Source organism: Massilia sp. CFBP9012 (assembly GCF_034045115.1).
Lineage (GTDB): Bacteria > Pseudomonadota > Gammaproteobacteria > Burkholderiales > Burkholderiaceae_D > Telluria.
Window position 1 is genome coordinate 471,644 of sequence record NZ_JAXCWM010000002.1, and the last position, 20,434, is coordinate 492,077.

General features: G+C 64.7%; 12 protein-coding genes. 9 read left to right on the plus strand and 3 right to left on the minus strand.

What is annotated here, in order from left to right:
* Position 1: 1 nt before the first annotated feature.
* Entirely contained in the window at positions 2-799 is a 798-nt protein-coding gene (locus tag SOM61_RS04695) for a carbon-nitrogen hydrolase family protein (RefSeq protein ID WP_320473018.1), read from the plus strand.
* Positions 800-888: 89 nt separating this feature from the next.
* The gene (gene tldD / locus SOM61_RS04700) at positions 889-2,349 is read left to right on the plus strand and encodes a metalloprotease TldD (RefSeq protein ID WP_320473019.1); all 1,461 of its coding nucleotides are present in this window, start codon (positions 889-891) and stop codon (positions 2,347-2,349) included.
* A 220-nt stretch (positions 2,350-2,569) separates the two neighbouring features.
* Here the strand turns inward: tldD and SOM61_RS04705 are convergent, their stop codons facing one another.
* Positions 2,570-3,538 (minus strand): IS1595 family transposase, encoded by a 969-nt coding sequence (locus SOM61_RS04705; protein WP_320473020.1) that lies wholly within the window; start codon positions 3,536-3,538, stop codon positions 2,570-2,572.
* Positions 3,539-3,717: 179 nt separating this feature from the next.
* On the opposite strand from SOM61_RS04705, the gene SOM61_RS04710 reads away from it, so the two are divergent.
* Positions 3,718-6,417 carry a TonB-dependent receptor plug domain-containing protein gene (locus SOM61_RS04710; protein ID WP_320473021.1) on the plus strand — a complete coding sequence of 900 codons (2,700 nt, stop codon included), beginning with the start codon at positions 3,718-3,720 and terminating at the stop codon, positions 6,415-6,417.
* Between the two features lie 73 nt (positions 6,418-6,490).
* Here SOM61_RS04710 and SOM61_RS04715 read toward each other — a convergent pair whose 3' ends face one another.
* A complete protein-coding gene (locus SOM61_RS04715; RefSeq protein WP_320473022.1) occupies positions 6,491-9,358 on the minus strand; it encodes a TonB-dependent receptor in 2,868 nt (955 codons plus the stop codon).
* A gap of 515 nt (positions 9,359-9,873) precedes the next feature.
* Here SOM61_RS04715 and aroG point away from each other — a divergent pair.
* On the plus strand, positions 9,874-10,932 hold the full coding sequence (aroG, locus tag SOM61_RS04720) for a 3-deoxy-7-phosphoheptulonate synthase AroG (protein ID WP_320473023.1): 1,059 nt from the start codon (positions 9,874-9,876) through the stop codon (positions 10,930-10,932).
* Positions 10,933-10,992: 60 nt separating this feature from the next.
* Here the strand turns inward: aroG and SOM61_RS04725 are convergent, their stop codons facing one another.
* Complete coding sequence (locus tag SOM61_RS04725; RefSeq protein WP_320473024.1) at positions 10,993-13,905, minus strand: TonB-dependent receptor domain-containing protein; 2,913 nt, start codon at positions 13,903-13,905, stop codon at positions 10,993-10,995.
* Between the two features lie 531 nt (positions 13,906-14,436).
* On the opposite strand from SOM61_RS04725, the gene SOM61_RS04730 reads away from it, so the two are divergent.
* The 5 genes from SOM61_RS04730 to SOM61_RS04750 all read left to right on the plus strand — a co-directional run bounded on the left by SOM61_RS04730 (position 14,437) and on the right by SOM61_RS04750 (position 20,331).
* On the plus strand, positions 14,437-15,375 hold the full coding sequence (locus SOM61_RS04730) for an ABC transporter permease (RefSeq protein WP_320473025.1): 939 nt from the start codon (positions 14,437-14,439) through the stop codon (positions 15,373-15,375).
* A gap of 2 nt (positions 15,376-15,377) precedes the next feature.
* The gene (locus SOM61_RS04735) at positions 15,378-16,403 is read left to right on the plus strand and encodes an ABC transporter permease (protein WP_320473026.1); all 1,026 of its coding nucleotides are present in this window, start codon (positions 15,378-15,380) and stop codon (positions 16,401-16,403) included.
* A gap of 8 nt (positions 16,404-16,411) precedes the next feature.
* The gene (locus SOM61_RS04740; protein ID WP_320473027.1) at positions 16,412-18,100 is read left to right on the plus strand and encodes an ABC transporter ATP-binding protein; all 1,689 of its coding nucleotides are present in this window, start codon (positions 16,412-16,414) and stop codon (positions 18,098-18,100) included.
* Positions 18,101-18,191: 91 nt separating this feature from the next.
* Complete coding sequence (locus tag SOM61_RS04745) at positions 18,192-19,136, plus strand: VTT domain-containing protein (protein WP_320473028.1); 945 nt, start codon at positions 18,192-18,194, stop codon at positions 19,134-19,136.
* Positions 19,137-19,317: 181 nt separating this feature from the next.
* Entirely contained in the window at positions 19,318-20,331 is a 1,014-nt protein-coding gene (locus tag SOM61_RS04750; protein ID WP_320473029.1) for a glucokinase, read from the plus strand.
* Positions 20,332-20,434: the final 103 nt, after the last annotated feature.

Below are 20,434 nucleotides of genomic sequence, written 5' to 3' on the forward strand. Positions count from 1 at the left end.
TATGACGACCGTAGCCGCGATCCAGATGGTATCCACCCCCGAGGTCGGCGAGAACCTGGCCACCATGCGCCGCCTGGTGGCCGAGGCCGCTGGCCGGGGCGCCACCCTGGTGGCCTTGCCGGAATACTGGCCGATCATGGGCATGAGCGACGCCGACAAGGTCGCGCATGCGGAGCCGCCGGGCAGCGGTCCGATCCAGGAGTGCATGGCGCAGCTGGCGCGCGAACACGGGATCTGGCTGGTCGGCGGCACCCTGCCGATGGTCTCGCCCCAGGCCGGCAAGGTGCTCAACACCACCCTGGTGTACGACCCGCAGGGCCAGTCGATGAGCCGCTACGACAAGATCCATCTGTTCGGCTTTAACAAGGGCGCCGAATCGTATGACGAAGCGCGCACCATCGTGCCCGGCGAGACGGTGGGCGTGTTCGATGCGCCGTTCGGCCGGGTCGGCCTGTCGGTGTGCTACGACCTGCGTTTCCCCGAGCTGTACCGCGCGATGGGCGAGTGCGCCCTGGTCATCGTGCCGGCCGCCTTCACCCACACCACCGGCCGCGCGCACTGGGAAGTGCTGCTGCGCGCCCGCGCCATCGAGAACCAGTGCTATGTGCTGGCCGCGGCCCAGGGCGGGATGCACGTCAACGGCCGCCGCACCTATGGACACAGCATGCTGGTCGACCCCTGGGGCGAGGTCAAGGCGGTGCTGCCGGAAGGCGACGGCGTGATTAGCGGCGAACTCGATCCGGCCTACCTGGCCGGAGTGCGCGAGAGCTTGCCGGCATTGCGGCATCGCAAGATGTAAGGAACAGCATGGACGCATCGGGCATGCGTCCAGTGTGAAAGAACTGGATATGGCACAATGACCTATCCCAGAAAATACCGAACGCCAACATGACTCCATTCGAACCGAATCTTTCTTCCATCGCCGTTGCCCGCGACGTGCTGTTGACGCCATTCGGCCTCGACGAAGGCAAGCTGCTGCGCGCGCTGGGAACGATGTTCACGCACAAGGTCGACTACGCTGACCTGTACTTCCAGTTCACCAAGAGCGAAGGCTGGAGCCTGGAAGAGGGCATCGTCAAGACCGGCAGCTTCTCGATCGACCAGGGCGTCGGCGTGCGCGCCATCTCGGGCGACAAGACCGCGTTTGCGTATTCCGACGAGATTTCCGAAGCGGCGCTGCTCGACGCCGCCGCCGCCACCCGCACCATCGGTCGCCAGGGCGCCGGGCGCATCAAGGTGGCCGGCAGCGCGCTGCCCACCGGCGGCCGCTCGCTGTACCTGCCCAACGATCCGCTGGCGTCGCTCGACGCCACCGCGAAAGTGAAACTGCTCGAGCGCGTCGAAAAGATGGCGCGCGCAAAGGATCCGCGCGTGGTGCAGGTGATGGCGGGCCTGGCCGGCGAATACGACGTGGTGCTGGTGGTGCGCAGCGACGGCGTGCTGGCGGCCGACATCCGTCCGCTGGTGCGCGTGTCGGTGACCGTGATCGCCGAGCAGAACGGCCGGCGCGAAGTCGGCTCATCGGGCGGCGGCGGCCGTTTCGACTATGGCTACTTCGACGACGAGGTGCTTGACCGCTATGCCACCGAAGCCGTCAAGTCGGCCTGCGTCAACCTGGAGGCGCGTCCGGCCCCGGCTGGTCCGATGACCATCGTGCTGGGACCGGGCTGGCCCGGCGTGCTCTTGCATGAGGCGGTCGGCCACGGCCTGGAGGGCGACTTCAACCGCAAGGGCTCGTCCTCGTATGCCGGCATGATCGGCCAGCGCGTGGCGGCCAAGGGCGTGACCGTGGTCGACGACGGCACCCTGCAGGACCGCCGCGGTTCGCTGAACATCGACGACGAAGGCAACCCGACCCAGTGCACCACGCTGATCGAGGACGGCATCCTGAAGGGCTATATCCAGGACACGATGAATGCGCGCCTGATGAAGATGCCGGTCACCGGCAATGCGCGCCGCGAATCGTTCGCCCACCTGCCGATGCCGCGCATGACCAATACCTATATGCTCGGCGGCGACAAGGACCCGCAGGAAATCCTGGCCTCGGTCAAGAACGGCATCTACGCAGCCAACTTCGGTGGCGGCCAGGTCGACATCACCAACGGCAAGTTCGTGTTCTCGGCCAGCGAGGCCTATATGATCGAGGACGGCAAGATCACTTATCCGGTAAAAGGCGCGACCCTGATCGGCAACGGCCCGGAAGTGATGAACCGCATCTCGATGATCGGCAACGACATGCGCCTGGATTCGGGCGTCGGCGTGTGCGGCAAGGAAGGCCAGAGCGTGCCGGTGGGCGTCGGCCAGCCGACCCTGCGCATCGATGGGGTGACGGTGGGCGGCACGGCCTGATCCGGTTTTCCGCTCTTCGATAAAAACGCCCGGCCTTGTGCCGTAATGCCGTTAAGTTAAAGCAAAAGTCTTCTTGAGTTAGCATAAAAACGTCGTTACTGCCAGTGGCAGTAACGACGTTTTTAAGGGCTAGCTCAGCAGCTTAACTTAACGCCATTACGGCCTCGTGCCGGGCGTTTTATTGGCGCGGCCAGCGCCAAACATTATGGCGCTATCATCGTTATCTGTTGATGACCCCGAATACAAGTCGCAGCAATTGCTCGACGGATGTGACTCGGCCGCCATCGAGCGCCCAATGCCAGCCCAGGTAGTTGGGTAACCAGCGTGATGCTACGCCATGGAAGCGCGCCAGCCATTCCTTGAAGCGCCGGTGGTAGGCGTTCACGTTTTGCACATGTATGGCGCCCTCGGCGCCGTTGCGGACCCGTTCGCCGACGTTGAGATTGACGGCCTGGTGCGCGACGCCATGGGCACGGGCGAAGGCGGGATAGGCGGCGTTGGCATCGGTGACCAGCAGCGCCTGGGGATCGAGTTTCGGCAGCAGGTGAGTGACCAGCTGGCTCACCTTCAAGGCGCCGCGGCCGGTGACTGCGTCGATGGTTTGTCCGCTACGGTCGCGCGCCACCAGGATGCAGTCGAGATGATGCGAAATGCCACGCACGGCGGCCCTGCCGCCACGCTTGCGCGGCTTTCGGTCGAGCTTGCGTGAGCCCTTCTGCGATTCGAGCAGGAACGTTTCGTCGGCCTCGACGATGCCGACCAGGCGCTCGGGCCGGTCGTCCTTGACCCGGTCGAGAAAGCGATGGCGCCAGCGAAAGGTCGTGTTCGGGTGCACGCCGACCCGCTTGGCCGCAGAACGGATTGTGCGGCAATCGAGCACCGTGTCCAGATAATCGAGCCACTTGCCCTTGTGCCTGAGTCGTGCCAGCGGCGTGCCGGTCAGGTCGTTGAAGGTGCGGCCGCACGCGCAACAGCGAAAGCGTTGCAGGTCATTGGCCTGGCCATGGCGGTGGCAACGCTCGCAGGCGCAATCCGGGCAGCACCGCCCCTTTGACCGAACCTCGTCGATGAGGGCGACCACCCGGTCGAGCCCGGCGGCCGGATGCAGGGCGGCGAGTACCTGCTGACGTTGCGGCTGGTTCAGTTGCGACAGCTGATCGAACAGCTTCTCAAACTTCGGCGCTTTCATCGTGCGCTCCCGATCGATGGTGACCGGGATTGGACCGCGGGCCAGCTCAGCAGTTCAATACTCATCCATATTTAACGGTGACAGCGCCAACATTATTGTTATAAAGTTGCTCAGAATAATTCGTTTGTACTGACTTGTTGGCTTGTTAGAGTTCGTTTCCCAATAAAAACAAGCCAATCATGAAACATACCTACCTCCTGGCCGCCGCCATCGGCGCGCCGTTGCTGGCCCACGCCCAGACGGCGTCGACCTCCGCCGATGCGCCGGCCGCCGCCACCACCAACGCCGCGCCCGCGTCGGTCCTCGTCACCGGCTCGCGCATCGCCCGCGCGCAGCTGGACGGTCCGTCGGCGGTCACCGTCATCACCGGCGACGAGATCACGCGCCAGGGTTACAAGAACGTGTTCGACGCCCTGAACAACCAGGTGCAGAACAGCGGCTTCGTGCAGGGCGCCGACTTCGGCAATACCTTCACGCCGTCGGCCAACACCATCAGCCTGCGCGGCCTGGGACCGAACCACACGCTGGTCCTGCTCAATGGCCGGCGCCTGGCCGATTTCCCGATCGCGTATGAGGGCACGGTCAACTTTACTAACCTGGCCAATATTCCGTCGTCTATCGTCGAGCGTATCGAGATCCTGTCCGGCGGCGCCTCGGCCATCTATGGCTCGGACGCGATCGCCGGCGTCGTGAACATCATCCTCAAGAAGAAGGCCGAAGGCGTCGACGTCAATGTCAAGCTCGGTGGCACCAGCCGCGGCGGCGGCTCCGAGCGGCGCGTGCAAGTCACTGGCGGCAAGCAGTTCGACCGCCTGAGCACCGTGTTCGCGCTCGAGTACTCGGAACGCAATCCGATCGGCGCCTACCAGCGCGACTTCATGGCCGAACGCTCGGGCACGCCGACCAATATGCTGTCGCGGCGCGACGCCACTGTCGGCCGCTACATCGATCCGGGCGCGACCTGCGGGCAACTGGGCGACCTGTTCGGCGGCAGCGTCGTCAACTACGCTTCGCGCACCGGCAACTACTGCGCCAGCAATAAAGTGAGCCCCACCTACTGGTCGGTGCAAACCGAGAACCAGAGCAAGAACGCGTTCGGCAGCGCCACCTATGAGCTCGATGAGAACACGACGCTGTTCGCCGACGTCCTGCTGGGCCGCAATAACACGGTCAACAATACGCGCGGTCCCTCGTGGACCTCGAATTCCCTGAACAACGGTTACTTCCTGAACCAGGGCACGGGGCACTACGAAGCCTGGACCCGTTATATTTCGCCGGAAGAGATGGGCGGCCTGTCGCGCTACAACCGCTTCTGGGAAGACGGCGCCGTCGCCGCCTCGCTCGGCGCGCGCGGCATCGTGCCCGGCACCAGCTGGAAGTGGGAAGCCGGCTACAGCGCGTCATGGTACGAGAGCAAGGGCAAGACCCCGCGCGCACTGTCGACCATCGACAGCTTCTTCCTCGGGCCGCGCCTGGGAACGGACGCCAGCGGCGTCGCCATCTACGCGCCTGACCCGGTGCGGCTGGCGACCCGCGTGAACCCGGATGAATTCGGGACCATCACCGGCTATGCCGAAAGCGACGACGAATCCTGGACCCACACGGTATCGGCCAGCGCCAACGGCGAAGTACTGCAACTGCCGGCCGGTCCGCTGCAACTGGCGGTGGTGGCCGAGGCCGGCCGCCAGGGCTTCACCAATGCGCCCGACGAGCGCATCAACGCGGGCTACTTCAACCTGGCGCCGAACACCGCCGTCACGGCCGGCACCCGCAACCGCTATGCGCTCGGCACCGAGGCCAGCATCCCCCTGCACAAGATCCTGACCGCGACCCTCGCCGGCCGTTACGACCGCTATGAATTCGCCGAGCGCGACAGCGGCAAGTTCACCTATGCCGGCGGCCTGGAACTGCGGCCGACGCGCGAGCTGCTGGTGCGCGCCAACTACGCCACCAGCTTCCGTGCGCCGGACATGAATTACATCTACAAGGCGCGCGGCACCGGCTATTACTCGTCGACCACCGACCACTACCGCTGCGGCGTGACCGGCCAGCCACTGGCGAACTGCGAATTCGCCAGCTACTCGCCGGGCGCCGACTACGTCCAGTACGGCAGCGCCGACCTCAAGCCGGAGCAGGGCAAGTCGTATGGCGCCGGCATCGTCTGGTCGCCGAGCACGAACTTCGATGCCTCGGTCGATTACTGGGACATCAAGATCGACGACCTGGTGACCAATCTGTCGGCCGACCAGCTGCTGCGCGACGAAGCGGCCTGCCGCCTGGGCTCGCTGGACATCGGTTCTTCGCTGTGCGCGGACACGATCTCGCGCATCACCCGCTACGCGGCCAATTCGCCGGTGCGTCCGGGCGAGATCCGCGAGATCCGCGTCAATCCGATCAACGCGGCCCAGGAATCGAGCAGCGGCATCGACGTCAGCGCGCGCTATGCGCTGCGCACCGCGGCCTGGGGCACGTTCACCTTGCGCGGCAATTATTCGAAGACCCTGACCCGCCGCTCGAAACAGTTTGCCGGCGACACGGTGCGCGACGAACTCAATTCGCTCACCAGCTCGGATTGGCCGGACAAGCTGGCGGCCAGCCTGAACTGGAACGGCGGCGCCTGGTCGTCGACCGTGTTCGCGACCCGCTACGGCAAGATCCCGAACTCGGCGCAGACCGACTACCTGACGCCGACCACCCTGGTCAACGCCAGCGTCGTGTATCGCGTGAACGACCGCCTGACCCTGTCGGCCATCGTCAACAATGTGTTCGACCGCATCAAGCACGACACCACCGGCGGCTGGCCGAATTATGCGGTGGGTAGCTACAGCCCGGCGGGGCGGACCGGGTGGGTCGAGTTGAATTACCACTTCGGCGGTTGATCGACCTCCGCTGACGAGAAGAGTTGTTCGCGCCACCGGCACGAGCAACTCTTCGCGTTTAACCGCGCTCACATCAGAACGCGTATCTCGCCCCCAGCGTGAAGAAGCGGCCGATCGCGCCGTAGTAGTCGAGCGGGTTGTACGACACCGCGCCATAGGTCAGCGGATCGAGCGGCGCCTGCTTGTCGAACAGGTTCTGGATCGAACCGTAGATTTCCCAGCGCGGTTGCGGCTTCCAGCGGAACACCAGGTCGACCGTGGTGAACGAGGCCAGTTCGCAATCGCTCGGCGCATCGTCTCCGTTGGCGAAGTGGCTGGCGCAGCCTTCCGGATCGTCCTTGAAGAAGGTGTTGTCGATCGGCCCGCGGTAGTTGACGTTGGCCGACACGCGCCAGTTGGCGCGCTCCCAGGTTGCGCGCAGGTTGGCCTTGTGGTCCGGCGTGCCCATGCAGTTGCTGACGTCGCAGTTGCCGTGGGTGCCGGCGTAGTCGCGCGTGGTGCCATCCTGTTCGGTGCGCTCCCATTTGTCGAGGTAGGTGTACTTGACGTCGAAGGTCAGGGTGCCCCAGTTGTTCGGCAGTCCGAAGCCCTGGCGCGCGTCGAGGTCGATGCCGCGCACCTCGGTCTCGGCCGAGTTCACGTATTCGGCCAGCACCGCCGTGATCGCGCCCGGATCGCCCGGGATCGTCGGCACCGCCGTGCTCGGATCGCGCGCCACGTCGCCGGCCGCGATCGCGGCGTCGATCTGCTGCTGGTTGATCTCGTTCTTGCGCTTGATGTTCCAGAAGTCGAGCGAGAAACTGGTGCGCGGCAGCGGATCCCAGATCGCACCGATATTCCAGCTCTTCGAGCGTTCCGGGCTCAGGTCCTGGTTGGGCGAGGTGATCACCGACACCGATGCCGGGTTGCAGGCGGTCTGCACGCCCAGCGCGCAGCGCACCGGGTCGGTGGCGTTGGCGAAGGCGGCCAGGCCGCCGACGCCGTTCTCGGCCGGGCTCGGCGCGCGGAAGCCCTTGGCCCAGGTGGCGCGCAGCGCCAGCTCGCGCCGCGGGTTCCACTTGACGCCCACCTTCGGGGTCCAGGCGTCGCCCACGTCGGTGAAGTGGTCGTAGCGCATGGCGCCGGTGAGTTCGAGGCCGGGTAGAACCGGGGCCAGCACTTCGCCGTACAGCCCGAAGACGTTGCGCTGGCCATCGTAGGCCGAGTAACCCAGGCCGATGATGTTGCCGCGTTCGGTGCCGGCGGTCGGTTCGAGCCGCGTCGATTCGTGGCGGAATTCGGCGCCCAGCGCCACGCCCACCGCACCGCCGGCCAGCTTGCCGATCTCGCGCGAGGCCTTGAAGTCGACCTGGGCGATCTCGGTCTTGGCATCGTTGGAGATGGTCGGCGACAGGGCGGCGTACACGGCGGGTGAATTCAGGCCCGCGCTTTCGGCGATGCGCCAATAGGTGCCCGCCGGCAGGGCGCGGTAGCCGGGATTGGCCTGGGCCGCCGCTACGTTCTCGGGCGACGGGTCGAGCAGGGCGAAGGTGGCGTCGCGCTGCAGGTAGCCGCGGCGGTCGTTGCCGACCCTGCTGGTCGAATACAGCAGCGAGGTATCCCAGTCCCAGGCGCCACTGGTGCCGCGCGCGCCGAACAGGGCGCGCAGGAAGTTCGAGGAGATGTCGGATTGGCGCGGACCGACGTCGAAGGGCAGGTAGCGCAGCCGCGCCGCGCGGCCGAAGTAGGGGTTGTCGGGATGCTCGGCGCCGAGCTGGACGCCGGCGTTGCTGACCGGGCCGCCGGGATAGCCGACGCTGGCCGCGATCGGGTTCGGCGTGGTGCTGGACTGGGTCAGGCTGTTGTACAGATTCAATTCGGCATAGGCCTCGGTATTGCCCTGCAGCTTGAGTGTGCCGCGGGTGTACAGCGACAGGTTTTCGCTGTCGGGCTGGATCTGGTTGTACAGGAAGGCCGAATCGACCAGGCAGCCGCCGCCCGGATCGCCCTGCGGGTGGTTGGTGAAGTTGCCGCAGGCGGCGCCCGGGAAGGTGCGCGTGAAGCCGGGCCCGGCCAGGTTGCCGCGGTTGTAGTAGTCCAGTGTGTCGGGGTTGCGCACATTGCCGTTGATGGCGTTGCCCGACTGGTTGTTGCCGGTAATGGCGCCGGTGCCGCCGAAGCCTTCCTGGGCCGAATAGCCATAGGGCCGCAGGTCGATCTTGCCGATGTAGTCGCGGTTGCCGCGGTTGCGGTACCAAATTTCTTGCGTGTGCTTGTACTCGACGTTGACCAGCACGTTGTAGCGGTCGGTGTCGAGGTTGCCGAAGCCCCAGGCCAGGGCCAGGTTATGCTGCTGGCCGTCTCCCGCCTCGCCGCTGCCGTACAGCGCGCGCGCGCTGGTGCCCTGGAAGTTGCGGCGCAGGATGATGTTGACCACGCCGGCGATCGCGTCCGAACCATAGATGGCCGAGGCGCCGTCCTTGAGGATCTCGATGCGCTCGACGGCGTCGGTCGGGATCACGTTGAGGTCGGCGAATACCTTCTGGCCGTCGTCGGCCAGGCCGTAGGGCGCCATGCGGCGGCCGTTGAGCAGGACCAGGGTCGAGGCCGTGCCCAGGCCGCGCAGCGAGATGCCCGAGGCGCCGGCCGCGAAGCCGCTGCCAAAGCTCATCGGCACCGAGCCCTGGTTGTCGACCGCCAGGGTCTGCAGCAGCTCGGCCACCGTGGTCTTGCCCGAGCGCTCGATGTCGGCGCGGTTGACGGTAAGCACGCTGGACGCGGTCTCGGCCTGGGCGCGGCGGATGTTCGAGCCGGTGATCTCGACGCGGGCCACGGGAGCGGCTTCCTGCGCGAGAGCAGGGTGGGGAAGGGCCAGCAGCACGGGGCCGGCGAGCGCCAGGCCGGCGGCGCCGCCGCCCGCGAACAGGCGGCGCACGGAACGGGAAAGCAGGGTTTCAGTCATGGTCCGACACTCCAGTGGATGGGAAGATTCGGATGCCGCGCGGTGGAGGGCTTGATCCTTATCGCCGATCAATTTCCTTGGCACCTCTCAGTACCTGTTTGTGTCTACAATCAACACGAGCGGCAGCCGGGCTTGAATCGACTGTTGCATCGGTAGCCGCGTCGGGAATGAGGTAGCGCAAGATGCGCATAAGGTGACGCTCATGCGCAAGGAGGGATGTCAGTTCGCTGCAACCGATTGTTGTCTGTACAAGCGTGGAACCGGCGACAAAAGGCTTGCCAACTTTCATGCCTTGTTGTTATAGTCAATTCGACCAAACCCGGACGACACCATGCGCCACGCTTTCTTTACCCGCTTTTTTTACTTTAGCCATTCCAGCCTCAGGCGGTGGAGTAGCGGCGGGTACGCGGAGTAAACGTCCCGGCAGCATCCAGACAAACCGCCAGCGATGGCGGTTTTTTTATTTCCAGTCCTGAACAAGACCAGCACAGAACAGCACGAAAGGGAGTCCCAGCATGCCCCGCACCGACGATTTACGCATCCGTGAAATGAAGGAACTGACGCCGCCCTCGCACCTGATCCGCGAGTTCCCGGTGACCCCGCAGGCCGAGCAGACCGCGGCCGGCGCGCGCGTCGACCTGCACCGCATCCTGCACGGCCAGGATGACCGCCTGATGGTGGTGATCGGACCGTGCTCGATCCACGATCCGAAGGCCGCGCTCGAGTACGCGCGCAAGCTGGTCAAGGAGCGCCAGCGCTTTGCCGGCGAGCTCGAGATCGTGATGCGGGTCTATTTCGAGAAGCCGCGCACCACGGTCGGCTGGAAGGGCCTGATCAACGACCCGTACATGGACAATAGCTTCCGCATCAACGACGGCCTGCGCATGGCGCGCGAGCTGCTGCGCGACATCAACGAGATGGGCCTGCCGGCCGGCACCGAATTCCTCGACGTGATCAGCCCGCAGTACATCGCCGACCTGGTCAGCTGGGGCGCGATCGGCGCCCGCACCACCGAATCGCAGGTGCACCGCGAGCTGGCGTCCGGCCTGTCGTGCCCGGTTGGCTTCAAGAACGGTACCGACGGCAATATCAAGATCGCGACCGAGGCCATCAAGGCCGCCTCGCAGCCGCACCACTTCCTGTCGGTGACCAAGGGCGGCCACTCGGCCATCGTGTCGACCTCGGGCAACGAGGATTGCCACATCATCCTGCGTGGCGGCAAGACCCCGAACTACGACGCCGCCAGCGTCGACGACGCCTGCAAGCAGATCGCCGCGCTCGGCCTGGCCAGTCGCCTGATGATCGACGCCTCGCACGCCAACAGCTCCAAGAAGCCCGAGAACCAGGTGCCGGTATGCGCCGACATCGCGGCCCAGATCGCCGGTGGCGACGACCGCATCGTCGGCGTGATGATCGAGTCGCACCTGGTGGCGGGGCGCCAGGACCTGGTGCCGGGCAAGGAATTGACCTACGGCCAGTCGGTGACCGATGGCTGCATCGACTGGGATACCAGCGTGGGCGTACTGGAAGGATTGGCGGCTGCGGTGCGCCAGCGCCGGCTGCGCCAGGATTAATAAACACCAATAATAAAAAACGGCGCACCGAGGTGCGCCGTTTTTTTCACCTTCAGCCGATTAGAACTTGGCGGTCAGGTTCAGGAACACGTGACGGCCCATCGAGTCATACACTTGTGGGTAGGTGTTACCGTTACCGAAGACCTCGGCAACCACGCCCGACAGCGGAGGATCTTTATCCAGCGCGTTGTTCATACCTGCGCGCAGTGCGAAGATCGGGGTGATCTGCCAACCGGCGGTCAGGTCCAGGTAGTTGCGTGCGCCAAGGCGTGCATCGGCCGCTTCGAAATCGCCGGCCAGCAATGGATTGCTGCTGGTCGAGTCGAGGTCGGTGCCGCGCACGTAGCGCCAGGTAGCGCCCAGTTCCACGCCGCGCCATGGGGTAGCCCACGAAGCGCGCAGTTTGTGACGCCATTTCGGCAGCGGCACACCGCAGGTGGTGCCGTGCAGGCCGGCGCAGTTATACTCGCCCGAACCCGGGAAGTCTTCCTGCTTGAACTCTTTCAGGTAGGTGCCCATCAGTGACAGGTTCAGGCCGCCCCATGCGCCCAGCTTGGTGTTCCAGTTGGCGCCCAGGTCGATACCCCTGGTCGAGCTCATGCCCAGGTTCTGGTTGGTCGCGGTGATGTTGGCGCTCTCCAGAGCCCACAGGCTGCCCAGGCGGTCACGCGTGATCAGGTCGCAGAACTGCGCATTGCCGGTGTTCAGACACTGGGTCAGGGTGGTCGATGCTGGCAGACCGCCGATGACGCCCTTGACCTTCATGTCGAACGCGTCGATGGTGACCGAGGTGTTGCGGGTAGGCTGCAGCACGACGCCCAGGGTGTACGAATCCGACTCTTCCGGTTCCAGCGCCGTGTTACCACCGATGATCTGGTTGTACTGCTGTGCTGGCGAGTTCAGGATGTTGCCGTACTGGGCAGCGGTGACGCCGGTCAGCTGGCACTGTGCCAGCGAGGCGCTCGGGTTGGCGCCGGCGCAAGGATCGGACGACATGCCGAACAGTGCCAGGCCTGCCGGGGTGAACAGCTCGACCACATTGGCCGCACGCGCCGCGCGCTGGTAGCTGAAGCGGAATTTGGCTTCCTTGACTGGCGCCCATTCCAGGCCGACACCATACGAATCGGTGTCCTGGCCGGTCGAGTAATCCGATTTGCGGTAGCTGCCGGTCAGCGTCAGCTGGTCGGCGAACGGCACGTCCTGCAGGATCGGGATACGGGTTTCGGCGAAGTAGTCGCGCACGCTGAACTGGCCGCTGACGTTCTTGGTCGGGCCGCCCTGGCCGGCCAGGTCACCCGACTCGAACGCGACGTCCGAGTTCAGTTCCAGCTTCTCAGTGCGGTGTTCCCAACCGAAAGCCACGCCTACGCCTTCTTTGCTGGTTGGCAGCTTGATGCCGTATTCGCCCAGATCCGACGACAGGTTGATGCCCTGCACGGTCTGCGAGGTGTGGCCCTTCTGGAAGCCAGGGGTCTGCAGATAGGTCAGCGCTTCCGGGGTCACGCCGCCCAGGCTCCAGATATTGTACGGAACGCAATTTGGATCGACGCCGTTAAGGGTGCTGCGGCAGACTGGCTGGCCATTGGCGCCGGTGACCACGTCGAGTGCGCGTCCGCTGCGCGAGACCGAGAAGTCGTTGAAATAGGTTTCCGAGTACAGCACGCGGCCGACCTGGGCAAAGGCGTCGTACTGCCAGTTGCCGATGTCGCCCTTGACGCCAACCACGCCGCGGTAGGATGTGTGGTTCAGGTCGTCGCGACGGCCACCGCCTTCGACGTTGCGGCGGAAGATCACCATGTCGGCGGTGTCGCCAGGGGCGTTCAGGCCCAGGGTGCGGCGCCATGCGTCCGACAGCAGCGGATTCTCGAAGCGGATGGCGTTGGCGCCCGATGCGTCCAGGCCGAACAGGCCGGATGGGGCGATCTGGGCCACGGTGCTGTCGTCGTGGAAGCTGGCCTCGGCGTACAGGCGGGCCTTGTCGTTGATGTCGTAGTGGGTGAACGAGCTGAAGGTGTAGCGTTCCGACGGACGGCGGAAGTAGTTCAGCGGGCCGAAGTTATAGGCGTCGGTCGCGGCATTGTAGGGACGCACGCCACCGGCGGCATCGGCCACCGTGAAGCCCTGGCTGCCGAGCAGGAAGCGGCCAGGGAAGCTGGTGCCCGAACCACCGCAGTTGAAGGTGTCGCCCGAGCTCGAGCCGCCCAGCGAGCAGGCGGTGAAGTCACGTTCCGATTGCAGCAGCGCGTCTTCTTTCTTGTAGCCGAAGAATACGACGGCATTGCCCTTGCCATCGGCAAAGTTGCCACCCATGGTCAGGGTGATGTCCTTGACCTTGCCATCAGCGCCCTTGTCGCCCGGCAGCGCGAAGTTGCGGCGGTTGGCGGCGTCGGCGGCCGGGCCACCGTTCTGGTCGTGGTTGTAGAACTGGTAGTTGGCGTCGATCTGGACGCCCTGGAAGCGGTCGTCCATGATGAAGTTGACCACGCCGGCCACGGCGTCCGAGCCGTAGATGGCGCCGGCGCCGCCGGTCAGCACTTCGACGCGCTTGATCAGGCCCACGGGAATCTGGTTCAAGTCGGCTGCGGTATTGCGCGGGCTGCCGGCTGGCAGGCGGCGGCCATTGACCAGCACCAGGGTGCGGTCGGCGCCGAAGTTACGCAAGTTGACGGTCGCGGTGCCGGACGAGCCGTTCGACACCGAGCCACCCTGGTCGGCGAAGACCTGGGGCAGGTTGTTCAGCAGGTTCTCGACCGAACGGACACCTTCCATCTTGATGTCCTTGGCGTTCACCACGGTCACCGGGCTGACGCTTTCCAGGTTCGCGGTCGCGATGCGCGAGCCGGTCACTTCCACGCGTTGCAGCGATTCGGCGGCAGGCGCCGTTTCCTGGGCGTACGCCGTCGTGCAGGCGACGGCAAGGCCGCCGGCGCAGATCAGGCGTACCGATCGAGATAACACAGTTTCAACCATCATAGTGAGTCTTCCCCGTAAGACCTGGCGGCGGGTTGCGCCGGCCAGTAAAGTCAGTGAATCGCCGTGTGATATGGACACGACATGTTTTTACTACTTAGCAATAAAAACATTTACCAATAGATAGTGTCAATTGGTAACGTATGCACGGTGCAAAATACAACTAATTGATAACTTGTCTTTACAATTTATTTTTTTGATGCTAGTCACACAAAAGTCACAAAACTCGGAAATTGAAATATCATGCGGAAAATATAGTTCGATATGATATTTAATTCGTTCAAACTATATTTTCTAAGCACGAAGTTGTGAAAAATGCGGCTTGCATATTTAGCATTGCCAGCAAGGTTCTTATACGAATCGATGATGGTTGTGTCATGACATGGTAATAACCTGGGACTATCGGAGCATAAGATTGCGCGGCTGTTGGTGGGCGCGAATATGCGCTATCGTGTCGTTTTTGCCATCCAGGATTTGGCTAGGCAGCGAAGCCAGAGGCGGTCCATTCGCCCAATCCGCAAATTCGGGAGTGCGATGTTTGCTTATGTCTTGCGCCGCTTGTGGCAGATGCTGCCGACGATGGCCGGCGTCGTGTTGCTGGTGTTTTTCTTGTTCAACTGGGTTGGCGGCGATCCGGCCTACCTGTTGGCGGGCAAGATGGCCGATGCGGGGGCAATCGAGAATATCCGGCGCCAGCTCGGCACCGACCAGCCTTATACCGTGCAGCTATGGATCTTCGTCAAGCAGATCCTGACCTTCGACTTCGGCAATGCCTGGAGCACGGGCGAGCCGGTATCCCAGATCATTGGCAGCCGACTGGGCCCGTCGCTGACCGTGTTGATCCCGCTGACGGTGCTGGAAACCTTATTCGGCATCGCGCTGGCGCTGGCGATCGCCTTCGTGCGCGGCTCGCTGACCGACCGCGCCGTGATGGTGGCCTGCACGGTCGGGATGTCGATCTCGATCCTGGTCTACATCATCGTGTTCCAGTACATGTTCGCCTATCAGCTGGGGCTGTTTCCGGTCCAGGGCTGGGGCAATAGCCTGGGCGAGAACCTGCTGCACTATGCGCTGCTGCCGATCATCATCGGCCTGGCGGTGTCGATCGCGCCGACCCTGCGCCTGTACCGCAGCTTCGTGCTCGACGAAGCAGGGCAGGACTATGTGCGCACCGCGCGCGCCAAGGGCCTGCCGGAGCGCCGCATCGTCTGGGTCCACGTGCTGCGCAATGCCGCGATCCCGATCATCACCCACGTGATGGCCAATCTGCCGGCGCTGCTGATCGGCGCCTTCCTGCTCGAGCGCTTCTTCGGCATTCCCGGCATCGGCCGCGAAGTGATCCTGGCCGTCGAACGCAGCGACTTCCCGGTGATCAAGGCGATCACGGTCTACGTGGCCGTCGCGACCATGGTATTCAACCTGCTGGCCGACCTGCTGTACCAGGCGGTCGATCCACGCGTGCAGCTCAAGTAATCATGACCACCCTGCACATGCATGTACAAACGCGCTCGCCCGGCCTGTGGACGCTGGCCTGGCGGCGCCTCTGCGCCGACCGCGTCGGGATGGCGGCGCTGGCCGTCGTCGCCGCTTTCCTGCTGCTGGTGCTGTTGTCCGCCACGGGCATGTTGGCCAGCGATTGGGAAGACGAGGTGGCGGTCAATTATGCGCCGCCCACCTTCGTCGGCGCCGACGCCACGGCGCGCGCGCTGGCCCAGGCCCAGCTGCCGCGCGCCACGCCGCCGAACGCCTTCGATCCGCTGGCGGACGAACTGGCCGAGCTCGAGGCGCAGGTGGCGCAAGCCCATCCGCCAGTGGAAAAGCGTACGACCCTGCCGTTCGGCGCCGATAAATGGGGCCACGATATCGTCAAGAAAACCATCAAGGGCGGCGAGACCTCGATCGTGGTGGGTCTGGTGGCGGCCCTGCTGGCGGTGACGCTCGGCACCCTGTTCGGCGCGGTCTCGGGCTTTTATGGCGGCTGGGTCGACGACTTGTTCAACTGGTTCTACAGCATCTTCACGGCGATCCCGGCGATCCTCATGATCCTGACCGTGGCCGCCGTGCTCCAGCAAAAAGGCGTGGCCACCATCGTGCTGATCCTCGGCCTGACCGGCTGGACCGGGCCGTATCGCCTGATGCGCGCCGAATACATCAAGCACAGCGCGCGCGAGTACGTGATGGCGGCCGATGCCATCGGCGCGTCGGGGTGGCAGCGCATGTTCGGCCACATCCTGCCCAATGTCTCGCACGTGGCGCTGGTGCAGATGTCGATCCTGGTGGTGGGCTTCATCAAGGCCGAGGTGATCCTGTCCTTCCTGGGCTTTGGCGTGCCGGTCGGCACCGTCTCCTGGGGCAGCATGCTCAACGAGGCGCAGAATGAACTGATCCTCGGCAAATGGTGGCAGCTGGCGGCGGCCGCCGGCGCGATGGCGCTGCTGGTGACGAGCTTTTCGCTGTTCGCCGATGCGCTGCGCGATGCGCTGGATCCCAAGATCAAATGACACCCAATATGAACCAGGAACCATTGCTGCAGGTGCGAGACCTGCGCATCGCCTTTCGCACCGACAAGACGAATACCTTCGAGGCGCTGAAGGGCATCTCGTTCGACGTGCCGGCGAACAGCACGGTGGCGCTGGTGGGCGAGTCGGGCAGCGGCAAGTCGGTCAGTTCGCTGGCCGTGATGGGCCTGCTGCCGGAACAGACCACGATCGTGCACCCCGGCGCCAGCATCCGCTTCGCCGGCCGCGAATTGCTGGGCCTGCCGTTGCGCGAGCGGCGCGCGCTGTGCGGCAAGGACATCGCCATGATCTTCCAGGAGCCGATGTCCTCGCTCAATCCGGTGTTCACGGTCGGCTTCCAGATCGGCGAAGTCCTGCGCCTGCACATGGGTATGGATAAACGGGCGGCGCGGGCGCGCACCCTGGCGCTGCTGCATGAAGTGGGCATCCCCGATCCCGAGCGCAAGATCGACGCCTACCCGAGCCAGATGTCGGGCGGCCAGCAGCAGCGGGTGATGATCGCGATGGCGATCGCCTGCGAGCCGCGCCTCCTGATCGCCGACGAGCCGACCACGGCGCTGGACGTGACGATCCAGAAGCAGATCATGGACCTGATCGCGCGCCTGCAGCGCGAGCGCCGCATGGCGGTGCTGTTCATCACCCATGACCTGGGCCTGGTGGGCGAGATCGCCGACCGCGTGATCGTGATGCGCCACGGCGAGGTGCGCGAGGAGGGCGCCGCCGGCCAGGTGTTCGGCGCCCCGGCCGATGCGTATACCAGGGCCCTGCTGCATTGCCGGCCGTCGCTCGATGCGCGGCCGCTGCGCCTGCCGGTGATCGACGATTATCTGGGCGGTCGCATCTTGCCCGATCAGGTTCCGGCGCAGCGCGTGCGCGGCACCACGCCGGACGACCAGCCGGTGCTGGTGGTCAATAACCTGGCCAAGAGTTTCTGGCTGCGCGAAGGCCTATTCGGCAAGCGCGAATTCAAGGCGGTCAAGGACGTCTCGTTTACCCTGGGCCGCGGCAAGACCCTGGGCGTGGTGGGCGAGTCGGGCTCGGGCAAGACCACGGTCGGCCTGACCCTGCTGCGACTGCACCGCGCGAGCGGCGGATCGGCGCTGTTCGAGGGGCGCGACCTGCTGGCCATGTCCGACCGCGAATACCAGGCCTATAAGCGCCGGATCCAGATCATCTTCCAGAATCCCTATGCCTCGCTCAATCCGCGTTTCACGGTGGGCCAGATCTTGCAGGAACCGATGCGCATCCACGGCATCGGCGCCAACGAGATGGAGCGCACAGGGTTGGCGCGCGGCTTGCTGGGGCGGGTGGGCCTGCCGGACGCCGCCTATGGCCGCTATCCGCACGAATTCTCGGGCGGCCAGCGCCAGCGCATCGCGATCGCGCGCTGCCTGACCATGCGGCCCGAGATCCTGGTGTGCGACGAATCGGTGTCGGCGCTCGACGTCTCGGTCCAGGCGCAAGTGCTAAACCTGCTGCAAGACCTGCAGGACGAATACGGCATGAGCTATATCTTCATCTCGCACGACCTGTCGGTGGTCAAGTACATCTCGGACCAGGTGATGGTGATGCACCACGGCAGCGTGGTCGAGATGGCCGATTCCGACACGCTGTACCGCAACCCGCAGCATCCGTACACGCGCTCGCTGCTGGCGGCGATTCCGCGAGGTGTCTTGTAAAATTCGCTCATCCGTCCCAGGCGTTGCGCTTACGCCAAAGGGAATAGGGGCTGTTCCTGTACCGACCACACAATTGCGCTAATATACAAAAATGCCCCAGCTAGCCGAACTCCTCCAAGTCTATGGCGTGCTGATCGTGTTCGGCATCGTCCTCGTCGAACAGTTCGGTCTGCCCATACCCGCCTACCCGGTCCTGATCGTGGCCGGCGCGCTCTCGGTCACCGCCGACGTGAGCTGGCAGATGGTATGGATGGCGGCCATCCTGGCCTGCCTGATCTGCGACGCCTTCTGGTTCCGCGCCGGCCGCTTCTATGGCAAGCGCATCCTGCGGTTGCTGTGCAAGATTTCGCTGTCCCCCGATTCTTGCGTCAACCAGACCGAAGACCGCTTCAGCAAGTTCGGCGTCAAGTCGCTGCTGGTGTCCAAGTTCGTCCCCGGTTTCAACACCATCGCGGCGCCGCTGTCGGGCGCCATGGGCGTCAACCCGCGCCTGTTCCTGGTGTATGCGGTGAGCGGCGCGGCGCTCTGGAGCGGCACCGGCATCCTGCTCGGCGTCTGGTTCCATAACAGCGTCGACGGCGTGCTCGATACGCTCTCGACCATGGGCAGCACGGCGCTGACGATCGTGGCCGGCCTGCTGGCCCTGTTCATCGCCTTCAAGTATGCCGAGCGGCGCCGCCACCGCTCGCGCAGCGCGATCGAGCGCATCGACATCGACGAGGTGCTGGCGCTGATCGACGCCGGCCACGATCCGGTGATCATCGATGCGCGCAGCCTGAGCGCGCAACAGATGGAAGCCGCGATCCCGGGCGCCGTGATCTTCAGGGCCTGCCAGCCCGAGCACCTGATGGCCTCGCTCGACCGAGACCGCCACATCGTCGTCTATTGCAGCTGTCCGGACGACGTCACCGCCGCCGAAGTGGCGCGCCAGTTCATGGTCAACGGTTTTCACCGTGCGCGGCCGCTCAAGGGCGGGCTCGATGCCTGGAACGCCCAGCGCGGCATTGACCCCGACCTCGATCCGGCGACGTGCTGACCGGCAGGCGGCGCGATTCTATCCAATTCTCAATAAAAAGTAGTTCTACTACGTCGGACTGACTGATGGGTGGCGTGTTTTCGTCTACCATGTTGTTGGTCGTGTACCTAAACTACAGAAAACACTTGTCGTCAGGGCAAAAAATTTAGTAAGCTTGGGCGTCTCTTAATCACGCTCCACCATGACCGCCTCCCCGTTCAGTCCATCCTCCGACCGCACCCACCGCGGCGGCGCCCGCCTGCTAGCCGATGTCGGCGGCACCAACTGCCGCTTCGTGCTGGAGGTGGGCCCGGGCCGGCTCGAGGCGGTCGAGGTGCTGCCCTGCGCCGACTACGCCACCCTGGGCGAGGCGATGCGCGCCTACCTGGGCAGCGCGGCGGTCAAGGCCGTCTTTGCAGCGCCGATCCGCCACGCCGCGATCGCCATCGCCAACCCGGTGAATGGCGACTACGTGCGCATGACCAATCATCACTGGGAATTTTCCACTGAAGCCTTGCGGCAGGAATGCAGTTTCGAGATCCTGCTGGTGGTCAATGATTTCTCGGCCCTTGCGCGTTCGCTGCCTCATCTGGGCGAGCAAAAGCGCCAGGTCGGCGGTGGCACGCCGCAGCCGGACGCGGCGCTGGGCCTGCTGGGCGCCGGCACCGGCCTCGGCGTTTCCGGCCTGGTGCCGTGCGGCGACAGCTGGACCGCGCTGCGCAGCGAAGGCGGCCACGTCAGCTTCGCCCCCGTCAACGAACAGGAAATCGCGATCCTGCAATATGCCTGGCGCGAGTTCGAGCACGTCTCGTTCGAGCGCTTCCTGTCCGGCGCCGGCGTCGAACTCATCTACCGTGCGCTGGCCGAGCGCGCCGGCCGCCCCGGCGAGCGCCTTGGCGCGGCCGAGATCTCGCGCCGTGCGCTCGACGGTGAATGCGCGCTGTGCGACGAGGTGCTGGAAGCTTTCTGCGGCATGCTCGGCACCGTGGCCGGCAACCTGGCCGTCACCCTCGGCGCCCAGGGCGGCGTGTATATCGGCGGCGGCATCGTGCCGCGCCTCGGGGAGCGCTTCGACCGTTCCTCGTTCCGCAGCCGCTTTGAACAGAAGGGACGTTTCGCCCGCTATCTGGCCGACGTGCCGACCTATGTAATCACCGCCGAGTACCCCGCATTCCTTGGCGTATCGGCGATTTTGTCGGAAAAACTGTCCGACTGACGCAAATAGGCGCGCATCGCAGCGCGGCCCCCTTGTCCGCTGCGGGGTTTTATCGGTTACAATGGCCGCCAGTTGGAAGAAACGACGTCGTCCGCTCGCGTGC